At 63.3% G+C, this 13197-nt stretch carries 14 protein-coding genes; 2 read left to right on the forward strand and 12 right to left on the reverse strand.

The features are described 5' to 3' along the window. Positions 1-73 precede the first annotated feature (73 nt). Together BMZ10_RS09740 and BMZ10_RS09745 are read right to left on the reverse strand one after the other, a co-directional pair. Complete coding sequence (locus tag BMZ10_RS09740; RefSeq protein WP_093460738.1) at positions 74-1282, reverse strand: MFS transporter; 1209 nt, start codon at positions 1280-1282, stop codon at positions 74-76. A gap of 186 nt (positions 1283-1468) precedes the next feature. Next, on the reverse strand, positions 1469-2416 hold the full coding sequence (locus tag BMZ10_RS09745; RefSeq protein WP_093460740.1) for a GlxA family transcriptional regulator: 948 nt from the start codon (positions 2414-2416) through the stop codon (positions 1469-1471). Between the two features lie 214 nt (positions 2417-2630). Here BMZ10_RS09745 and BMZ10_RS09750 point away from each other — a divergent pair, with 214 nt between their 5' ends. Then, entirely contained in the window at positions 2631-3221 is a 591-nt protein-coding gene (locus BMZ10_RS09750) for a TetR/AcrR family transcriptional regulator (protein WP_093460742.1), read from the forward strand. A 108-nt stretch (positions 3222-3329) separates the two neighbouring features. Continuing rightward, positions 3330-4007 (forward strand): type 1 glutamine amidotransferase domain-containing protein, encoded by a 678-nt coding sequence (locus tag BMZ10_RS09755; protein WP_093460745.1) that lies wholly within the window; start codon positions 3330-3332, stop codon positions 4005-4007. Between the two features lie 80 nt (positions 4008-4087). Here BMZ10_RS09755 and BMZ10_RS09760 read toward each other — a convergent pair whose 3' ends face one another. The 10 genes from BMZ10_RS09760 to cobO all read right to left on the reverse strand — a co-directional run bounded on the left by BMZ10_RS09760 (position 4088) and on the right by cobO (position 13126). Continuing rightward, positions 4088-4825, reverse strand: a complete 738-nt coding sequence (locus tag BMZ10_RS09760) for an adenosylcobinamide-GDP ribazoletransferase (protein ID WP_093460747.1) — start codon at positions 4823-4825, stop codon at positions 4088-4090. Next, positions 4826-5398 (reverse strand): alpha-ribazole phosphatase family protein, encoded by a 573-nt coding sequence (cobC, locus tag BMZ10_RS09765; protein ID WP_093460749.1) that lies wholly within the window; start codon positions 5396-5398, stop codon positions 4826-4828. After that, on the reverse strand, positions 5395-6447 hold the full coding sequence (cobT, locus tag BMZ10_RS09770; RefSeq protein ID WP_093460752.1) for a nicotinate-nucleotide--dimethylbenzimidazole phosphoribosyltransferase: 1053 nt from the start codon (positions 6445-6447) through the stop codon (positions 5395-5397). The genes cobC and cobT overlap by 4 nt, the downstream gene beginning before the upstream one ends. Then, positions 6444-6965, reverse strand: a complete 522-nt coding sequence (gene cobU / locus BMZ10_RS09775) for a bifunctional adenosylcobinamide kinase/adenosylcobinamide-phosphate guanylyltransferase (RefSeq protein ID WP_093460755.1) — start codon at positions 6963-6965, stop codon at positions 6444-6446. Before cobU ends, cobT begins: the two co-directional genes overlap by 4 nt. Next, positions 6965-8443: a cobyric acid synthase gene (locus BMZ10_RS09780; RefSeq protein WP_093460758.1), complete on the reverse strand. Its 1479-nt coding sequence runs from the start codon at positions 8441-8443 to the stop codon at positions 6965-6967. Before BMZ10_RS09780 ends, cobU begins: the two co-directional genes overlap by 1 nt. Beyond that, on the reverse strand, positions 8433-9431 hold the full coding sequence (cobD, locus tag BMZ10_RS09785; protein ID WP_093460760.1) for a threonine-phosphate decarboxylase CobD: 999 nt from the start codon (positions 9429-9431) through the stop codon (positions 8433-8435). Before cobD ends, BMZ10_RS09780 begins: the two co-directional genes overlap by 11 nt. Beyond that, entirely contained in the window at positions 9424-10332 is a 909-nt protein-coding gene (gene cbiB, locus BMZ10_RS09790) for an adenosylcobinamide-phosphate synthase CbiB (RefSeq protein ID WP_093460763.1), read from the reverse strand. The genes cobD and cbiB overlap by 8 nt, the downstream gene beginning before the upstream one ends. Continuing rightward, positions 10329-10979, reverse strand: coding sequence for a 5,6-dimethylbenzimidazole synthase (bluB, locus tag BMZ10_RS09795; protein WP_093460765.1), 651 nt, complete (start codon positions 10977-10979; stop codon positions 10329-10331). The genes cbiB and bluB overlap by 4 nt, the downstream gene beginning before the upstream one ends. A gap of 237 nt (positions 10980-11216) precedes the next feature. Beyond that, positions 11217-12518, reverse strand: a complete 1302-nt coding sequence (locus BMZ10_RS09800) for a cobyrinic acid a,c-diamide synthase CobB (protein WP_093460768.1) — start codon at positions 12516-12518, stop codon at positions 11217-11219. Further along, positions 12515-13126 carry a cob(I)yrinic acid a,c-diamide adenosyltransferase gene (cobO, locus tag BMZ10_RS09805; RefSeq protein ID WP_093460771.1) on the reverse strand — a complete coding sequence of 204 codons (612 nt, stop codon included), beginning with the start codon at positions 13124-13126 and terminating at the stop codon, positions 12515-12517. The genes BMZ10_RS09800 and cobO overlap by 4 nt, the downstream gene beginning before the upstream one ends. Positions 13127-13197 lie beyond the last annotated feature (71 nt).

Raw genomic sequence — 13197 nt, forward strand, 5'->3', positions numbered from 1 at the left:
GCGCGCTGCCAGCCCCACCACGCCAATGCCAGCAGCACAATGGCTGCAACGCCGAACCCGGCCATGAGGCGCGTCACAGTGCCACCGGTTGCACTTGAAGGCGGGCGACAGGACGTTCGCGGACCGGCCAGTTGAGCGCGGCCGCCATCAGGCTCAGAACGATCGAGCCCTGCCAGATCAGGTCGTAGCTGCCGGTGCGGTCATACACCACGCCACCCAACCAGCCGCCCAGAAACGCGCCCAATTGATGAAAGAGAAATACAATGCCACCCAGCATCGACAAGTTGCGAACGCCGAACAGGGTGGCAACGGTGCCGTTGGTCAGCGGTACGGTGGACAGCCACAACAGACCCATTGCGATGCCGAACAGGCAGGCGGTGGTCTGCGTCAGCGGCGCCCACAAAAACAGCACGATCACCACCGCGCGCAGCAGATAGAGGCCGGTCAGCAGCCGTGGCTTGGACATTTTCCCGCCGAGCCAGCCTGCCACATACGTGCCGAAGACGTTGAACAGCCCGATCAGCGCCAGCACCGTGGTGCCCACAGTGGCAGGCAGGTGCTGGTCCACCAGATACGCGGGCAAGTGCACACCGATGAACACCACCTGAAAACCGCACACGAAAAAGCCGAATGCCAGCAGCCAGAAGCCCGAGTGCGTGCAGGCCTCGTGCAACGCTTCGCGCAGAGTCTGCTCGCCCGCGCTGGGCGGCAACGGTTTGTCCTTGAGCATGGCCACCAGCGGCAGGATGAAAGCCACCAGCAAACCCAGTGCGATCAGCGCCATGGACCAACCCAGCCAGCCAATCAATCCCAGCGTGCCCGGCAGCATGGCGAACTGGCCAAAGGAACCGGCTGCGCTGGCCAGGCCCATGCCCATGCTGCGTTTTTCAGCCGGCAATGCCCGGCCGACCACGCCGAGGATGATGGAAAAGGTCGTGCCGGAGAGCCCGATGCCAATCAGCAGACCGGCGCTCAATGACAAGGACGCGGGCGAGTCCGCCATGCTCATGAGCATCAGGCCGGCCGCGTAGAGAACGCCACCCACCAACACGACCCTGGCCGCCCCGAACCGGTCAGCCAGCGCGCCGGTGAACGGCTGCGCGAGCCCCCAGATCAGGTTTTGCAGAGCGATGGCGAACGCGAAGACCTCTCGGCCCCAGCCAAACTGCGCGCTCATCGGTGGCAGAAACAGGCCGAAACCGTGTCGCGTGCCCAGCGACAGCGCAAGGATCAGCGCGCTGCCCAACAGAATCCAGCCACTGGTACGCCAGACCGATGCCATGATTGTTCTCCGCTCTCGACGCATTGCCCGATGGGTTTAGGCGCATATGCCAGCAAATCTGAAAGAGCGGACGCTACGCGCCGGTTCTGGAGGTGTCAATCCACGCGTCGCCGCTGGACATGAGCGGTTCGCCCTGGCGAGGTTGTGGAACGAACGCCCCCAGACTGCAGCGCGGGCGGGGCTGGCTCAGCTGGCTTTATCGGCGCACATGAACGCCCGCTGCATCGCCTGCGGCGGTTCGCCGAAGCTGCGCAGAAACGCCTGACGCATTCTTTCCCGATCGCCGAAGCCGGCTTCCCTGGCAATGACTTCGACCGGATGGCGACTGGTTTCCATCATCGCCCGAGCCACCTCGACGCGCAGGCTTTCAACCGCTTTGGCTGGCGTCTGCCCGGTTTCTTCGCGAAACACCCGACTGAACTGGCGCGGACTCAATCTCGCCACCGCCGCCAGCGCTTCGATGGAAAGATCGCTTTTCAGGTTTTCCCGGGCGTACGCCAGGGCCAGTTGCACGCGGTCGGATTTAGGGTCCAGTTCGAGGAGCGTCGAGAGTTGTGATTGCTCGCTGCCGCGGCGTTGATAAATGACCAGCTTGCGCGCCACCTGCCGGGCAATGTCGCTGCCCAGGTCGTTCTCGACCATCGCCAGCGCCAGATCGAGTCCCGCACTCATGCCGGCGCCGGTCCAGATGTGCCCGTCGATGACGAAAAGCTTGTCCTCTTCGACGCGGATGTTGGGGTAACGCTTGCGAAATTCCGGCGTGTGAATCCAGTGCATCGTCGCGCGTCTGCCTTCCAGCAGTCCCGCCTCGGCCAGGACGAAACTGCCGGTGCACAACGACGCCACTCGCCGGGAATGAGCAGACGCCGTGCGCACGAATTCAAGCAGGCTGTGGGTCGGCACCTGGAAGTCCATGTAACCGCTGACGATGGTGGTGTCGTAGCCGTCGGGGTGGAGCGCGGTGGTGTTCACCGAAAAGCCTTCGGAGGTCATGACCGCGCCGCCGGCTTCGGACACCAGATGAAACGAGTACGCAGGCTCGCCCTGCATCAGATTCGCGCACGCCAGCACCGATCCGATGGACAGGCTCAGCGACTGGAAATTGGGGTAAACAACCAGGGCAACGCTATGCATGCAGCTCTCCGGTGCGCCGGCCTTGAACGCCGGTCAGACGACTGACAGACGGGCTGTCGTGATGGAAGCCGATGCTAGCTTGGCACCGAGGAGCGCGCACGCGGATTTTCATCGATGTCCGAAATCCTTGCGGATATGACATTGCTGGCATTTGCACTAGATCCTAAGATCACTTCACCCACTAGACGACTGGTCTACTTAACAGTGATCAACCATGAATACTCAAACAGATGTAAAACAGCGAATCCTCGACACCGCAGGTTCGATCATCGGTAAAAAAGGATTCTCGGCAGTTGGTCTCAATGAAATCCTTCAAACTGTCAAGGTACCGAAGGGTTCTTTCTATCACTACTTCAGTTCCAAAGATGCCTTTGGTGAAGCGTTACTTGAGTCTTACTTCTCAGGTTACCTGGCGGAAATGGACGATATCTTTCTGAATCCGGACGCTTCGGAATATCAGAAACTGATCAATTACTGGCAGGGCTGGATCCATAATCAGACCAGCCAGCAGTTCTTCGGAAAGTGCCTGGCGGTCAAGCTCGGCGCCGAGGTTGCCGACCTGTCCGAGTCCATGCGTCAGGCGCTGGACAGGGGCACGGCGCAGATCATTCAACGCCTGGGCGCGGCGATGCTGCGAGGGCAACAGGAAGGTTCGGTGAACTTGCCGGACACACCGGAAAAGGTGGCGCTGATGCTGTACGAACTGTGGCTGGGCGCCAGCATCATGGTGAAGATCACGCGCAGCGCCGTGCCGTTCGAACACACGATGTCGGCCACTCGGCAGATATTGAAGCCGTTGCAGTAACACCGAATATATTCATGTTTTACCGTCACCCGCTGTTCTTGAAAAGAACAGCGAAGGACAGGCTTTACCGCTTCATTCAATCATTCTCTATATAGCGAGGTAACAACGATGAAGATTCTCATGGTGCTGACATCCCACGATCAACTGGGCAATACCGGTAAAAAGACCGGGTTCTGGCTGGAAGAACTGGCCGCGCCTTATTACGTCTTCAAAGACAGCGGCCATCAGGTCGTGCTGGCTTCTCCCAAAGGCGGGCAACCACCGCTGGACCCGAAGAGCAACGAGCCGGATTTCCAGACCGATGCGACCCACCGCTTCGAAGCGGACAGCGAAGCCACTGCGCAGCTCAAGAGCACGCTGAGCCTGAAGGACGTTCGCGCCGAGGATTTCGACGCGGTCTTCTACCCAGGCGGACACGGCCCGTTGTGGGATCTGGCCGAGGACGCGTTCTCCATCGCACTGATCGAAAACACCCTGGCCGCTGGCAAACCTCTGGCCGCCGTGTGCCATGCACCGGGCGTGTTCCGTAACGTCAAGGCCGCCGACGGTAAGCCGCTGGTGGCGGGCAAGTCGGTTACCGGATTCACCAACAGCGAAGAAGACGCGGTCGGCCTGACCGATGTGGTGCCGTTCCTGGTCGAGGACATGCTCAAGGAAAAAGGCGGCAAATACTCCAAGGGCGCGGACTGGTCTTCGTACGTGGTGGAAGACGGCCTGCTGATCACCGGCCAGAACCCTGGCTCGTCGCAAGCGGCCGCCAAGGCACTCGTGGCCCGACTGAAATAACGATGACCTGTATCAGCACGGCTTGCCGACGTTCATGCAATTGATGAATCGGCTCGGCAAGCCGGATTGATCCGGGATCCTCAGGTACTCATCAGCGCAAGCGCGACAATTACCAGAGTTTCCAGCAGTTCAAGCATGGCTCCCGCCGTATCGCCCGTGCTGCCGCCCAGACGTTTGATCATCATCCGACGCAGCCAGAAGAATCCGCCTACGGCAAGCAACAGCGCCCAGACAGCCGCAACGCCCCCTGACAGCACACACACCCCAGCGGTCAGCAACAAAGCCTGCACCGCAGGTTTGCGTGGCAGATGATCCGCCAGCGCCTGGCCCAGACCGCCAGCGCGTACATACGGCGTGCTCAGAAACAATCCCAGCATGGCTGCACGCCCGATGACCGGTGCCAGTAACAGGCCAACCCCGTGATGCGCATCGATCAACGCCAGCAACGCCGTGAACTTCAACAGCAGCACGACCACCAGCGTCACCACCGCAACGGGGCCGCTGCGCGGATCCTTCATGATGGTGAGCGTGCGTTCACGGTCGCCGAAACCGCCCAGCCAGGCGTCCGCGCTGTCAGCCAGGCCGTCCAGATGCAGGCCGCCACTGAGCAGCACCCACGCGCCCAGCAGCAATGCGCCATGCAGCGGTGTCGGCGCGCCGTCGAGCAATGCGTTCAGCGCCATGAGTATCGAGCCGAACACCAGCCCGACCACCGGATAGAACAACAGCGAACGTCCAAGCTGCGTCGGCGCAGGCATGCCCGGCAGGCGAATCGGCAGACTGCTGAGAAATTGCAGGGCGATCCAGAAAGGCAGCATTTATACCTCCGTCAACCCACAGTCTTCGCCGACATCCAGGCTGAACAGAGCGCCATGGCCGACGATCACTTGAAGCAACTGCTCCCGTGGCAGGCCGCGCGCTTGCGCCAGCAGCAGCCGGATCACGCCACCGTGGCTGATCACCAGGATTCGCTCACCGTCGTGGTTGCGTTGTAACCGTCGAACCGCGCCGAGCACGCGGACGGCAAACGCCTGGACCGGCTCGCCGTTAGGCGGCGTGAAGGTGTAGGGATTTTCCCAAAAGCGGCCAAGCCCTTCGGCGTCGGTTTCCATCAACTGCGCCGTGCCCTGCCCTTCCCAGTCGCCGAAGTGCAGCTCCTTGAGATCGGCGTCCAGCGTCAAGGGCAGCGACAGTCGCGTCGACAGCTCGTCAGCGAAATGCGCGCAACGTTGCAGCGGTGAACTGACGATGCGGTCCCACGGCCCCCGGCCCTCGACTGAAGTACGCAGTTGCTGCCAGCCCGGCTCGGTGAGCGCATCATCCAGACTGCCCCGTAATCCGCCGCCGGCTTCTGTTTCGCCGTGGCGCAACACGTCCAGACGCAGGGTCATGCCGGGCGATCCGCCACGGCCGCTTCGGCGAACGTCGCCATGCCGTTGTGCAGTTCGCACGCCATTCGCAACAGCGGCACGGCGAGCGCTGCGCCGCTGCCTTCGCCCAGGCGCAGGCCAAGTTCCAGTAACGGTTCGGCGTGCAGGGCCTCCAGCACATGACGATGGCCGGGTTCTGCGCCACGATGGCCGAAGAACAGCCACTCGCGGCAGGAAGGATTGATACGCACCGCGACCAGCGCGGCAACCGTGCAGATGAAACCGTCCACCAGCGCGGCAATGCCTTGCTGCGCGCACGCCAGGTAAGCGCCAACCAGCGCCGCCACTTCAAAACCGCCCAGCGCGCGCAGGCTTCCCAGAGGATCCTGTGCGTGTGCCGCGTGCAGTCGCAGCGCTTGCTCGATGATGCGGACTTTGTGGCTGATGCCTTGTGCATCGAGCCCGGTCCCCGGGCCGACCAATAGCGAGGCCGGGCACTCCAGCAGCGAACAGGCCACGGCGCTGGCGGCGGCGGTGTTGCCGATGCCCATTTCCCCGCCGATGAACAACTGGCAACCCTTCGCGCTCGCGCGCAGCACGCTGTCGCGACCGGCCTGCAGGGCACGCTCCAGTTGATCCTGAGTCATCGCCTCGGTCTGGGCAAAATTGGCCGTGCCGGCGCCTAAGTTCAGGTGCAAGACGCCTGGCAGATCCAGCGGCGCCACAGTGCCGAGATCGACCACGTCCAGATGCGCGGACAACTGTCGGGCCAGCACGCTGATTGCCGCGCCGCCCATGATGAAGTTATGCAGCATCTGGCCGGTGACAGCCTGCGGATAGGCCGAAACCCCTTCGGCGACCACGCCATGGTCACCGGCGAAGATCGCGATCCAGACGTTCTCCACGGTCGGTTTCTCTCGCCCCTGCAAACCGGCAAGGCGTACCGCCACCGCTTCCAATTGGCCCAACGAGCCAGCGGGCTTGGTCAATTGCTGCTGACGGGCCAGCGCATGATCACGGCTTTCGCGATTGACTTCACGTGCAGGCGCGAGCCACCAGGCATTACTCATAGTGCGGGTCCTTTCAAGGTCATGGGCAGACCGGCAACCGTGAACACCACGCGCTGGCATTGCTCGGCCAGTGCCTGATGCAGCCAGCCGGCTTCATCGACATAACGACGTGTCAGCTCGCCAAGTGGCACAACGCCAAGCCCGGTCTCGTTGCTGACAAAAATGATTTCGCCAGGCAGATTCGCCAGGCCGTTGAGCAAGGCGTCGCGCTCTCGGACGAGGAGCTGCGGATCCTCCAGCATCAGCAGGTTGGTCAGCCACAGGGTCAGGCAGTCCACCAGCAGGCAACGATCCGGCGCGGCGTTGTCCCTCAGCACGCGCGCCAGCTCGATCGGCTCCTCGATCAATCCCCATGAATCCGGGCGCCGCTGCCGGTGCAGCGCTACACGCTGATTCATTTCACCGTCCAATGGCTGACTGGTGGCGATGTACACGACCTGGAGCGCGCTTTCGCTGGCGAATTTTTCCGCCAGCCGGCTTTTTCCGGAACGTGCGCCGCCGAGAATCAATTGCAGCATCACGGTTGCTCCACGCCACAGAGTTCACGCAGCAACGTGCCGTCCAGGTGTTTCTCGACCAGATCGGCGAGACGCTCGATGTCCCGCTCGCGCAAGGCGTGATAGTCGACCTGTTGCACGTTCTGCAAACCGGCCCAACGCAACAGCGCGCTGCTGGAGGCCGGCTGTTCGAACAGGCCGTGCAGATAGGTGCCGAGCACCTGGCCGTCAACACTTTGCGCGCCGTCGCAGCAACCATCGCCAAGCTGCACCAGCGGACGTTCCAGCGCCGCGCCCGTGGTGACGCCCGCATGGATCTCATAACCGCTGACCTGCGCATCCTCCAGCATCAGTCGACCTTGCACGTTGCGCAGTTGTTTTTCCCGTTCCAGTACTGTGCTCATCGCCAGCAGCCCGAGCCCCGGGCTCGACCCCGCTGCGCCTTCCAGCCCGAGGGGATCATGGATCTCTTCACCGAGCATCTGCAGGCCGCCGCAGATCCCGAGCACCTTGCCGCCGTAACGCAAATGGCGGCTGATGGCAGTGTCCCAGCCATTGCTGCGCAGATAGCTCAGATCGCTGCGCACGCTTTTCGAGCCGGGCAGGATGATCAGGTCAGCCCGCGGAATCGGCTGTCCGGGCCCGACGAATTGAAGATTGACCTGCGGATGCAGACGCAGCGGGTCGAAATCGGTGTGGTTGCTGATGCGCGGCAACACCGGTACGACTACGTTGAGCACTTGTTCGGCCTTGTCGGTCTGGCGCTGATCGAGGCCGTCCTCGGCTTCGAGATGAAGGTCCATCACGTAGGGCAGCACGCCGACCACCGGTTTGCCGGTGCGTTGTTCGAGCCAGTCCAGGCCTGGCTGGAGCAGCGCGATGTCGCCGCGGAAACGGTTGATGATGAAGCCTTTTACCCGCGCCTGCTCGCTGGGCGAGAGCAACTCCAGGGTGCCGACGAGGTGGGCGAAAACGCCGCCTCGATTGATGTCGGCGATCAGCAGAACCGGACAATCCACAGCTTCGGCGAATCCCATGTTGGCGATGTCGCCAGCACGCAGATTGATTTCCGCCGGCGATCCGGCACCTTCCACGATGACCACTGGCCAACGGGCGCTCAGACGCTGGTGGGAAGCCAGCACCGCTTGCATCGCGATGGCTTTGTAATCGTGATACGCCACCGCATTCATTGTGGTCACGGCGCGGCCATGAATGATCACTTGCGCGCCGGTATCGCTGTTGGGCTTGAGCAGCACAGGGTTCATGTCGGTGTGCGGTTCCAGCCCGCACGCCTGGGCCTGTACCGCCTGGGCGCGGCCGATCTCGCCGCCGTCGGCAGTCACCGCGCTGTTGAGCGCCATATTCTGCGGTTTGAACGGCACAGTGCGTACGCCCTGCCGGGTCAGCCAGCGACACAGTGCAGTCACCAGCGTGCTTTTGCCAGCGTCCGAGGTGGTGCCCTGAACCATCAGGGTTTTGCCGGTCGGCTCAGTGATCATGCGCGCCCCCGGCGAATTCGCTGAGCGCCAGCTCCAGTCGCTGCCAGTCGGCCTCTTCGCGCGGAAGGCCGAAACGCAGGCTGCTGTTGTGGAGAAAGATGCGCAGCAGAATGCCGCGTCGTGCGCAGAACTCGTGCAGCTCGGCAGCCAATGGCGTGACCAGCCACTGAAACAGCGCGCAGCCGCCATGAGGCGTCAGGCCATGCCGGCTCAACAGCTCGACCAGACGCTGACTGGCCTGCGCCGTGCGCTCACGCTGCAGCCGATGCCCCTCGACGTCCGCCAGGCAAGCCTGACCGAGAATCCGTGTGGGGCCGCTGACCGACCACGGGCCGATCTGCCTGGCGAGCACTTTCAGAAAACGCGACTCGGCCAGCACGAACCCCAGACGTACGCCGGCCAGCCCGAAAAATTTGCCGAACGAGCGCAGTACGATCAGGCCCGGCCGCTGGCTGTGCGCAGCGAGGCTCGCATCAGGCGTGTTGTCCATGAATGCCTCGTCCACCACCAGCCAGGCGCCGCGCTGGGCCAACCGGGCATGCCAGTCGAGCAAGCGCTCCGGCGTCAGGCTCAGGCCCGTGGGGTTGTTCGGGTTGACCACCACCAGCACGTCGAGACTGTCGATGAAGCGCTCGACCTCATGTTCCAGCACCTCGCGCACCAGAAACCCGCTGCTGCGCCACGCTTCGGCATGCTCGGCGTAACACGGCGACAGCACGCCGACCTTGCCCGCCTGACGCAACCGCGGCAGCGCCTGAATCGCCGCCTGCGACCCGGCCACCGGCAGCACGTCGGGGGCGCCGTAGTAAGCGCACGCCGCCGCTTCCAGCCCATCGTCGGTTTCCGGCAGACGCGCCCAGGCCTGCGTCGGTATCGCCGGGATCGGCCATGACCACGGCGAGATGCCGCTGGAGAGGTCGAGCCAGTCCGCTTCATCGATGCCGTATTTCTGCACCGCCCCTCGCAGTCGACCGCCGTGCTCAAGCATAGAATTCAGTCCCCAAACACAGGATCAGCAACCACAGCCAGACCCCACGCTGCACCAGCTGCCAGCCCCGATCGATGGAATCAGCATCGGCAGGTGCACCGTCGCCCAATTGCGGACGCTGATGCAACTCGCCGTGATAGATCGCCGCGCCGCCCAGCTCGACGCCGAGCGCGCCGGCTCCGGCGGCCATCACCGGACCTGCGTTCGGGCTGTCCCACTTGGGCGCCTGTGTACGCCAGCAGCGCACGGCGAGTCGGGTTTTACCGAGCAGTGCGTAGGTCAACGCCACGAGACGCGCCGGAATGTAGTTAAGCAGATCGTCGATTTTTGCCGAGGCCCAACCGAAGCGCTCGAACCGTTCGTTGCGGTAGCCCCACATCGCATCGAGCGTGTTGCACAGCCGGTACAGCACGACGCCCGGCGCGCCCAGCACGACGAACCAGAAAATGGCTGCAAACACTGCGTCACTGCCGTTTTCCAGCACGGATTCGGTGGCCGCACGGGCGACTTCGGTGGCGTCCAGCTCTGATGTCTGTCGGCTGACCAGAAAGCCGACCCGACGACGGGCTTCTTCCAGATCATTGCCGCGCAGCGCCTGCGCGACCGGTCCGACATGCTCCCCCAGACTGCGCAATCCCAGCGCGCAATACAGCGCGAGGACGTCGATCAGCCAGCCGATGTAAGGCAGCCAGCTCAAGAGCGTGATCAGCAGGGTCAGCGGCACGACCGCGATGAACCAGGCGGTGACACCATGACTGCGCCAGCCTCGGCCGCCTGCATTGAAACGTTGCTCGATGCGCTCGGCATATCGGCCGAACGCCACCAGCGGGTGGTTTCGTCTTGGCTCGCCAAGCAGCGCATCCAGCGCAACGCCTGCGACGCTCAATAACGCCACACTCATTGACTCACTCCCCATTTGTTTTGGTAAACCAACTCATGCAACGGCCGCGCCTGCGCCCAGCCTTCCAGCACCAGCATCGGCGCGGGATAGAATTCCTTGACTGGCCCCAGGCACAGAATCGCCAAGGGTTTTGAACCCGTTGGCATGTGCAGCAGATCAGCCAGCGCCTGGGGCTCGAACAACGAAACCCAGCCCATGCCCAGACCCTCGGCCCGCGCGGCGAGCCACAGGTTCTGGATCGCACAGGACAACGACGCCATGTCCATTTCCGGCAGGGTCCTGCGACCGAAAATATGCTTGTCGCGATCATCCATCAGGGCGGCGACGAGCACTTCTGCGCAGTCTCCGATGCCCTCGACCTTGAGCTTCATGAAGTCATCGGACCGCTCGCCCAGCGCCTCGGCGGTGCGGACGCGCTCTTGCTCCACCTGAGCCTGAATCTGCGCACGCAGCGCGGGGTCGCTGATGCGGATGAACCGCCAAGGCTGCATCAGGCCGACACTCGGTGCCTGGTGAGCCGCTTCCAGCAGTCGGGCCAGCAGCGCCGGCGCGACCTCGCCGCCGGTGAAATGACGCATGTCCCGCCGCTCGGCAATCGCACGGTAGACCGCTGCGCGTTCTTCCTCGCTGAAAGCCAGATCAGTCATGACACGCCTCCGCAGCGCGCAAGAACGCTGTTTTTCTGTAGGAGCGAGCTTGGTCGCGAAGGCTGCTCGGCAGGCGCTGGATGTGTGGCTGACTCTCCGGCCTCTTCGCGAGCAAGCTCGCTCCCACAGGGTTCGGTGATTCTGCAGGCAGAAAACGCCGAACGCGCAACGACGCCGCTCCCACAGGGATCGGTGATCCTGCCTGTGAGAGCGCGACGGGGATTGTCGTGGCGCGGTTCATGGCAGGAACAGCGCCGCCATCGCCTGTGGATTGGACGGGAAATAAAAGTGCACGTAAGAGGCGGTCATGCGCCCATCGCGATACACCGCTTCAGCGCCGCGGCCGCCGTTGGGGCTGACGCCGCGCGCGATCGGCGTGAGCTCAGTGCTGGTCAGCGAATGATGATACGTGTGCCCGCGCAGCGTGCCTTCCGGCAGCTCGACCGCCTGCAACGCCAGCGCCGCAAGGCGTTTTTGCATGACCGCCTCGCCGTCGAGCAGACCGACCAGCTCGGCGCGCTGCCCTTCGACGTCGGTCAACGCATTGAGCAGGTACAACATGCCGCCGCATTCGGCCAGCAGCGGCTTGCCTGCCGCATGGTGCGCGCGAATGGCGTTGAGCATCGAAACGTTCTGCCCCAAGGCAACGTGATGCAGTTCCGGATAGCCGCCGGGCAAATACAGGCTGTCGGCGGTTGGCAGGTGCTGATCGCGGATCGGCGAGAAAAATGACAACTCGGCCCCCATCGCCCGCAGCAGGTCGAGGCTGGCGCCGTAGGTGAACGCGAATGCTTCGTCGTGGGCGACGGCGATACGAATGCCTGCCAGCAAGGGTGGCGCCGGGGTGATATCAGGCGCCGAAAAGCTCACCGGAGGCGGCAGCGTCGCGTCGCACGAACTGGCCAGCGCATCAGCGGCGGCATCCAGACGCAGGTCGAGATCATTCAATTCGCTCGCCTGAACCAATCCCAGATGGCGGCTCGGCAGCTCGATCCCGGTTTCCCGCGACAACGCGCCGTACCAACGCAGGCCTTCCGTCAGGCTGCCTTCGAGCAGTTGCGCGTGGCGCACAGTGCCGACCCGATTGGCGAGGACACCTGCAAAAGGCAGGTCCGGCTGATAGCGGGCCAGCCCGAGCGCCAACGCGCCAAAGGTCTGAGCCATCGCCGTGCCATCGATGACACCGAGCACCGGCACACCAAACCGTCGCGCCAGGTCGGCGCTGGACGGCGTGCCATCGAACAGTCCCATGACGCCTTCGATGAGGATCAGGTCCGCCTCGGCGGCCGCTTCCCACAACAGGCGGCGACTCTCCTGCTCGCCCACCATCCACATGTCCAGTTGATACACCGGATGACCACTGGCGCGCTCCAGAATCATCGGGTCGAGAAAGTCGGGGCCGCATTTGAAGACGCGCACCCTGCGCCCCTGATTGCGATGCAATCGGGCAAGCGCTGCGGTGACCGTGGTCTTGCCCTGACCGGACGCAGGCGCTGCGATCAATACGGCCGGACAATGCCGGGTTTCACGCTCACTCACAATTCAATGCCCTTCTGCGCCTTGATGCCGGCCTGAAACGCGTGCTTGACCACGCCGATTTCCGACACGGTATCGGACAGGTCGATCAGCTCCTGTTTCGCGCCTCGGCCGGTGATCACCACGTGCTGCATGGGCGGACGGGCTTGCAGGTCACTCAGCACACGCTCAAGGTCCAGGTATCCATGCTTGAGGGCGATGTTCAGCTCATCGAGAATCACCAGGCCGATGGTCGGGTCGCGAAGCATTTCCTGAGTCACTGCCCAGGCGGCTTCGGCAGCTGCGATGTCGCGCTGGCGGTCCTGGGTTTCCCAGGTGAACCCTTCGCCCATCACGTGATAGCGCACCTGATCGGGAAAGCGGCGGAAAAACAGCTCCTCGCCCGTGCTGTTACGGCCTTTGATGAATTGCACCACGCCGCACTGCATGCCGTGGCCCATCGCGCGTGCGAGCATGCCGAAGGCGGAGCTGCTTTTGCCTTTGCCGTTGCCAGTCAGAACCAGCACCAGTCCGCATTCATTGGGTGCGCTGGCGATGCGCTCGTCCATCACCGCTTTTTTGCGCAGCATGCGCGCCAGGTGGCGTTCGTCACGTTCGGGGGATTCGCTCATCTCAGCTCTCCGCTTGAGGGCAGGTGTGGCAAACGGAGGGCGCAGGCAAAGACTGACAGCACGCGCCGTCA

This window comes from Pseudomonas sp. NFR16, from assembly GCF_900108875.1.
In the GTDB taxonomy this organism is placed as follows: domain Bacteria; phylum Pseudomonadota; class Gammaproteobacteria; order Pseudomonadales; family Pseudomonadaceae; genus Aquipseudomonas.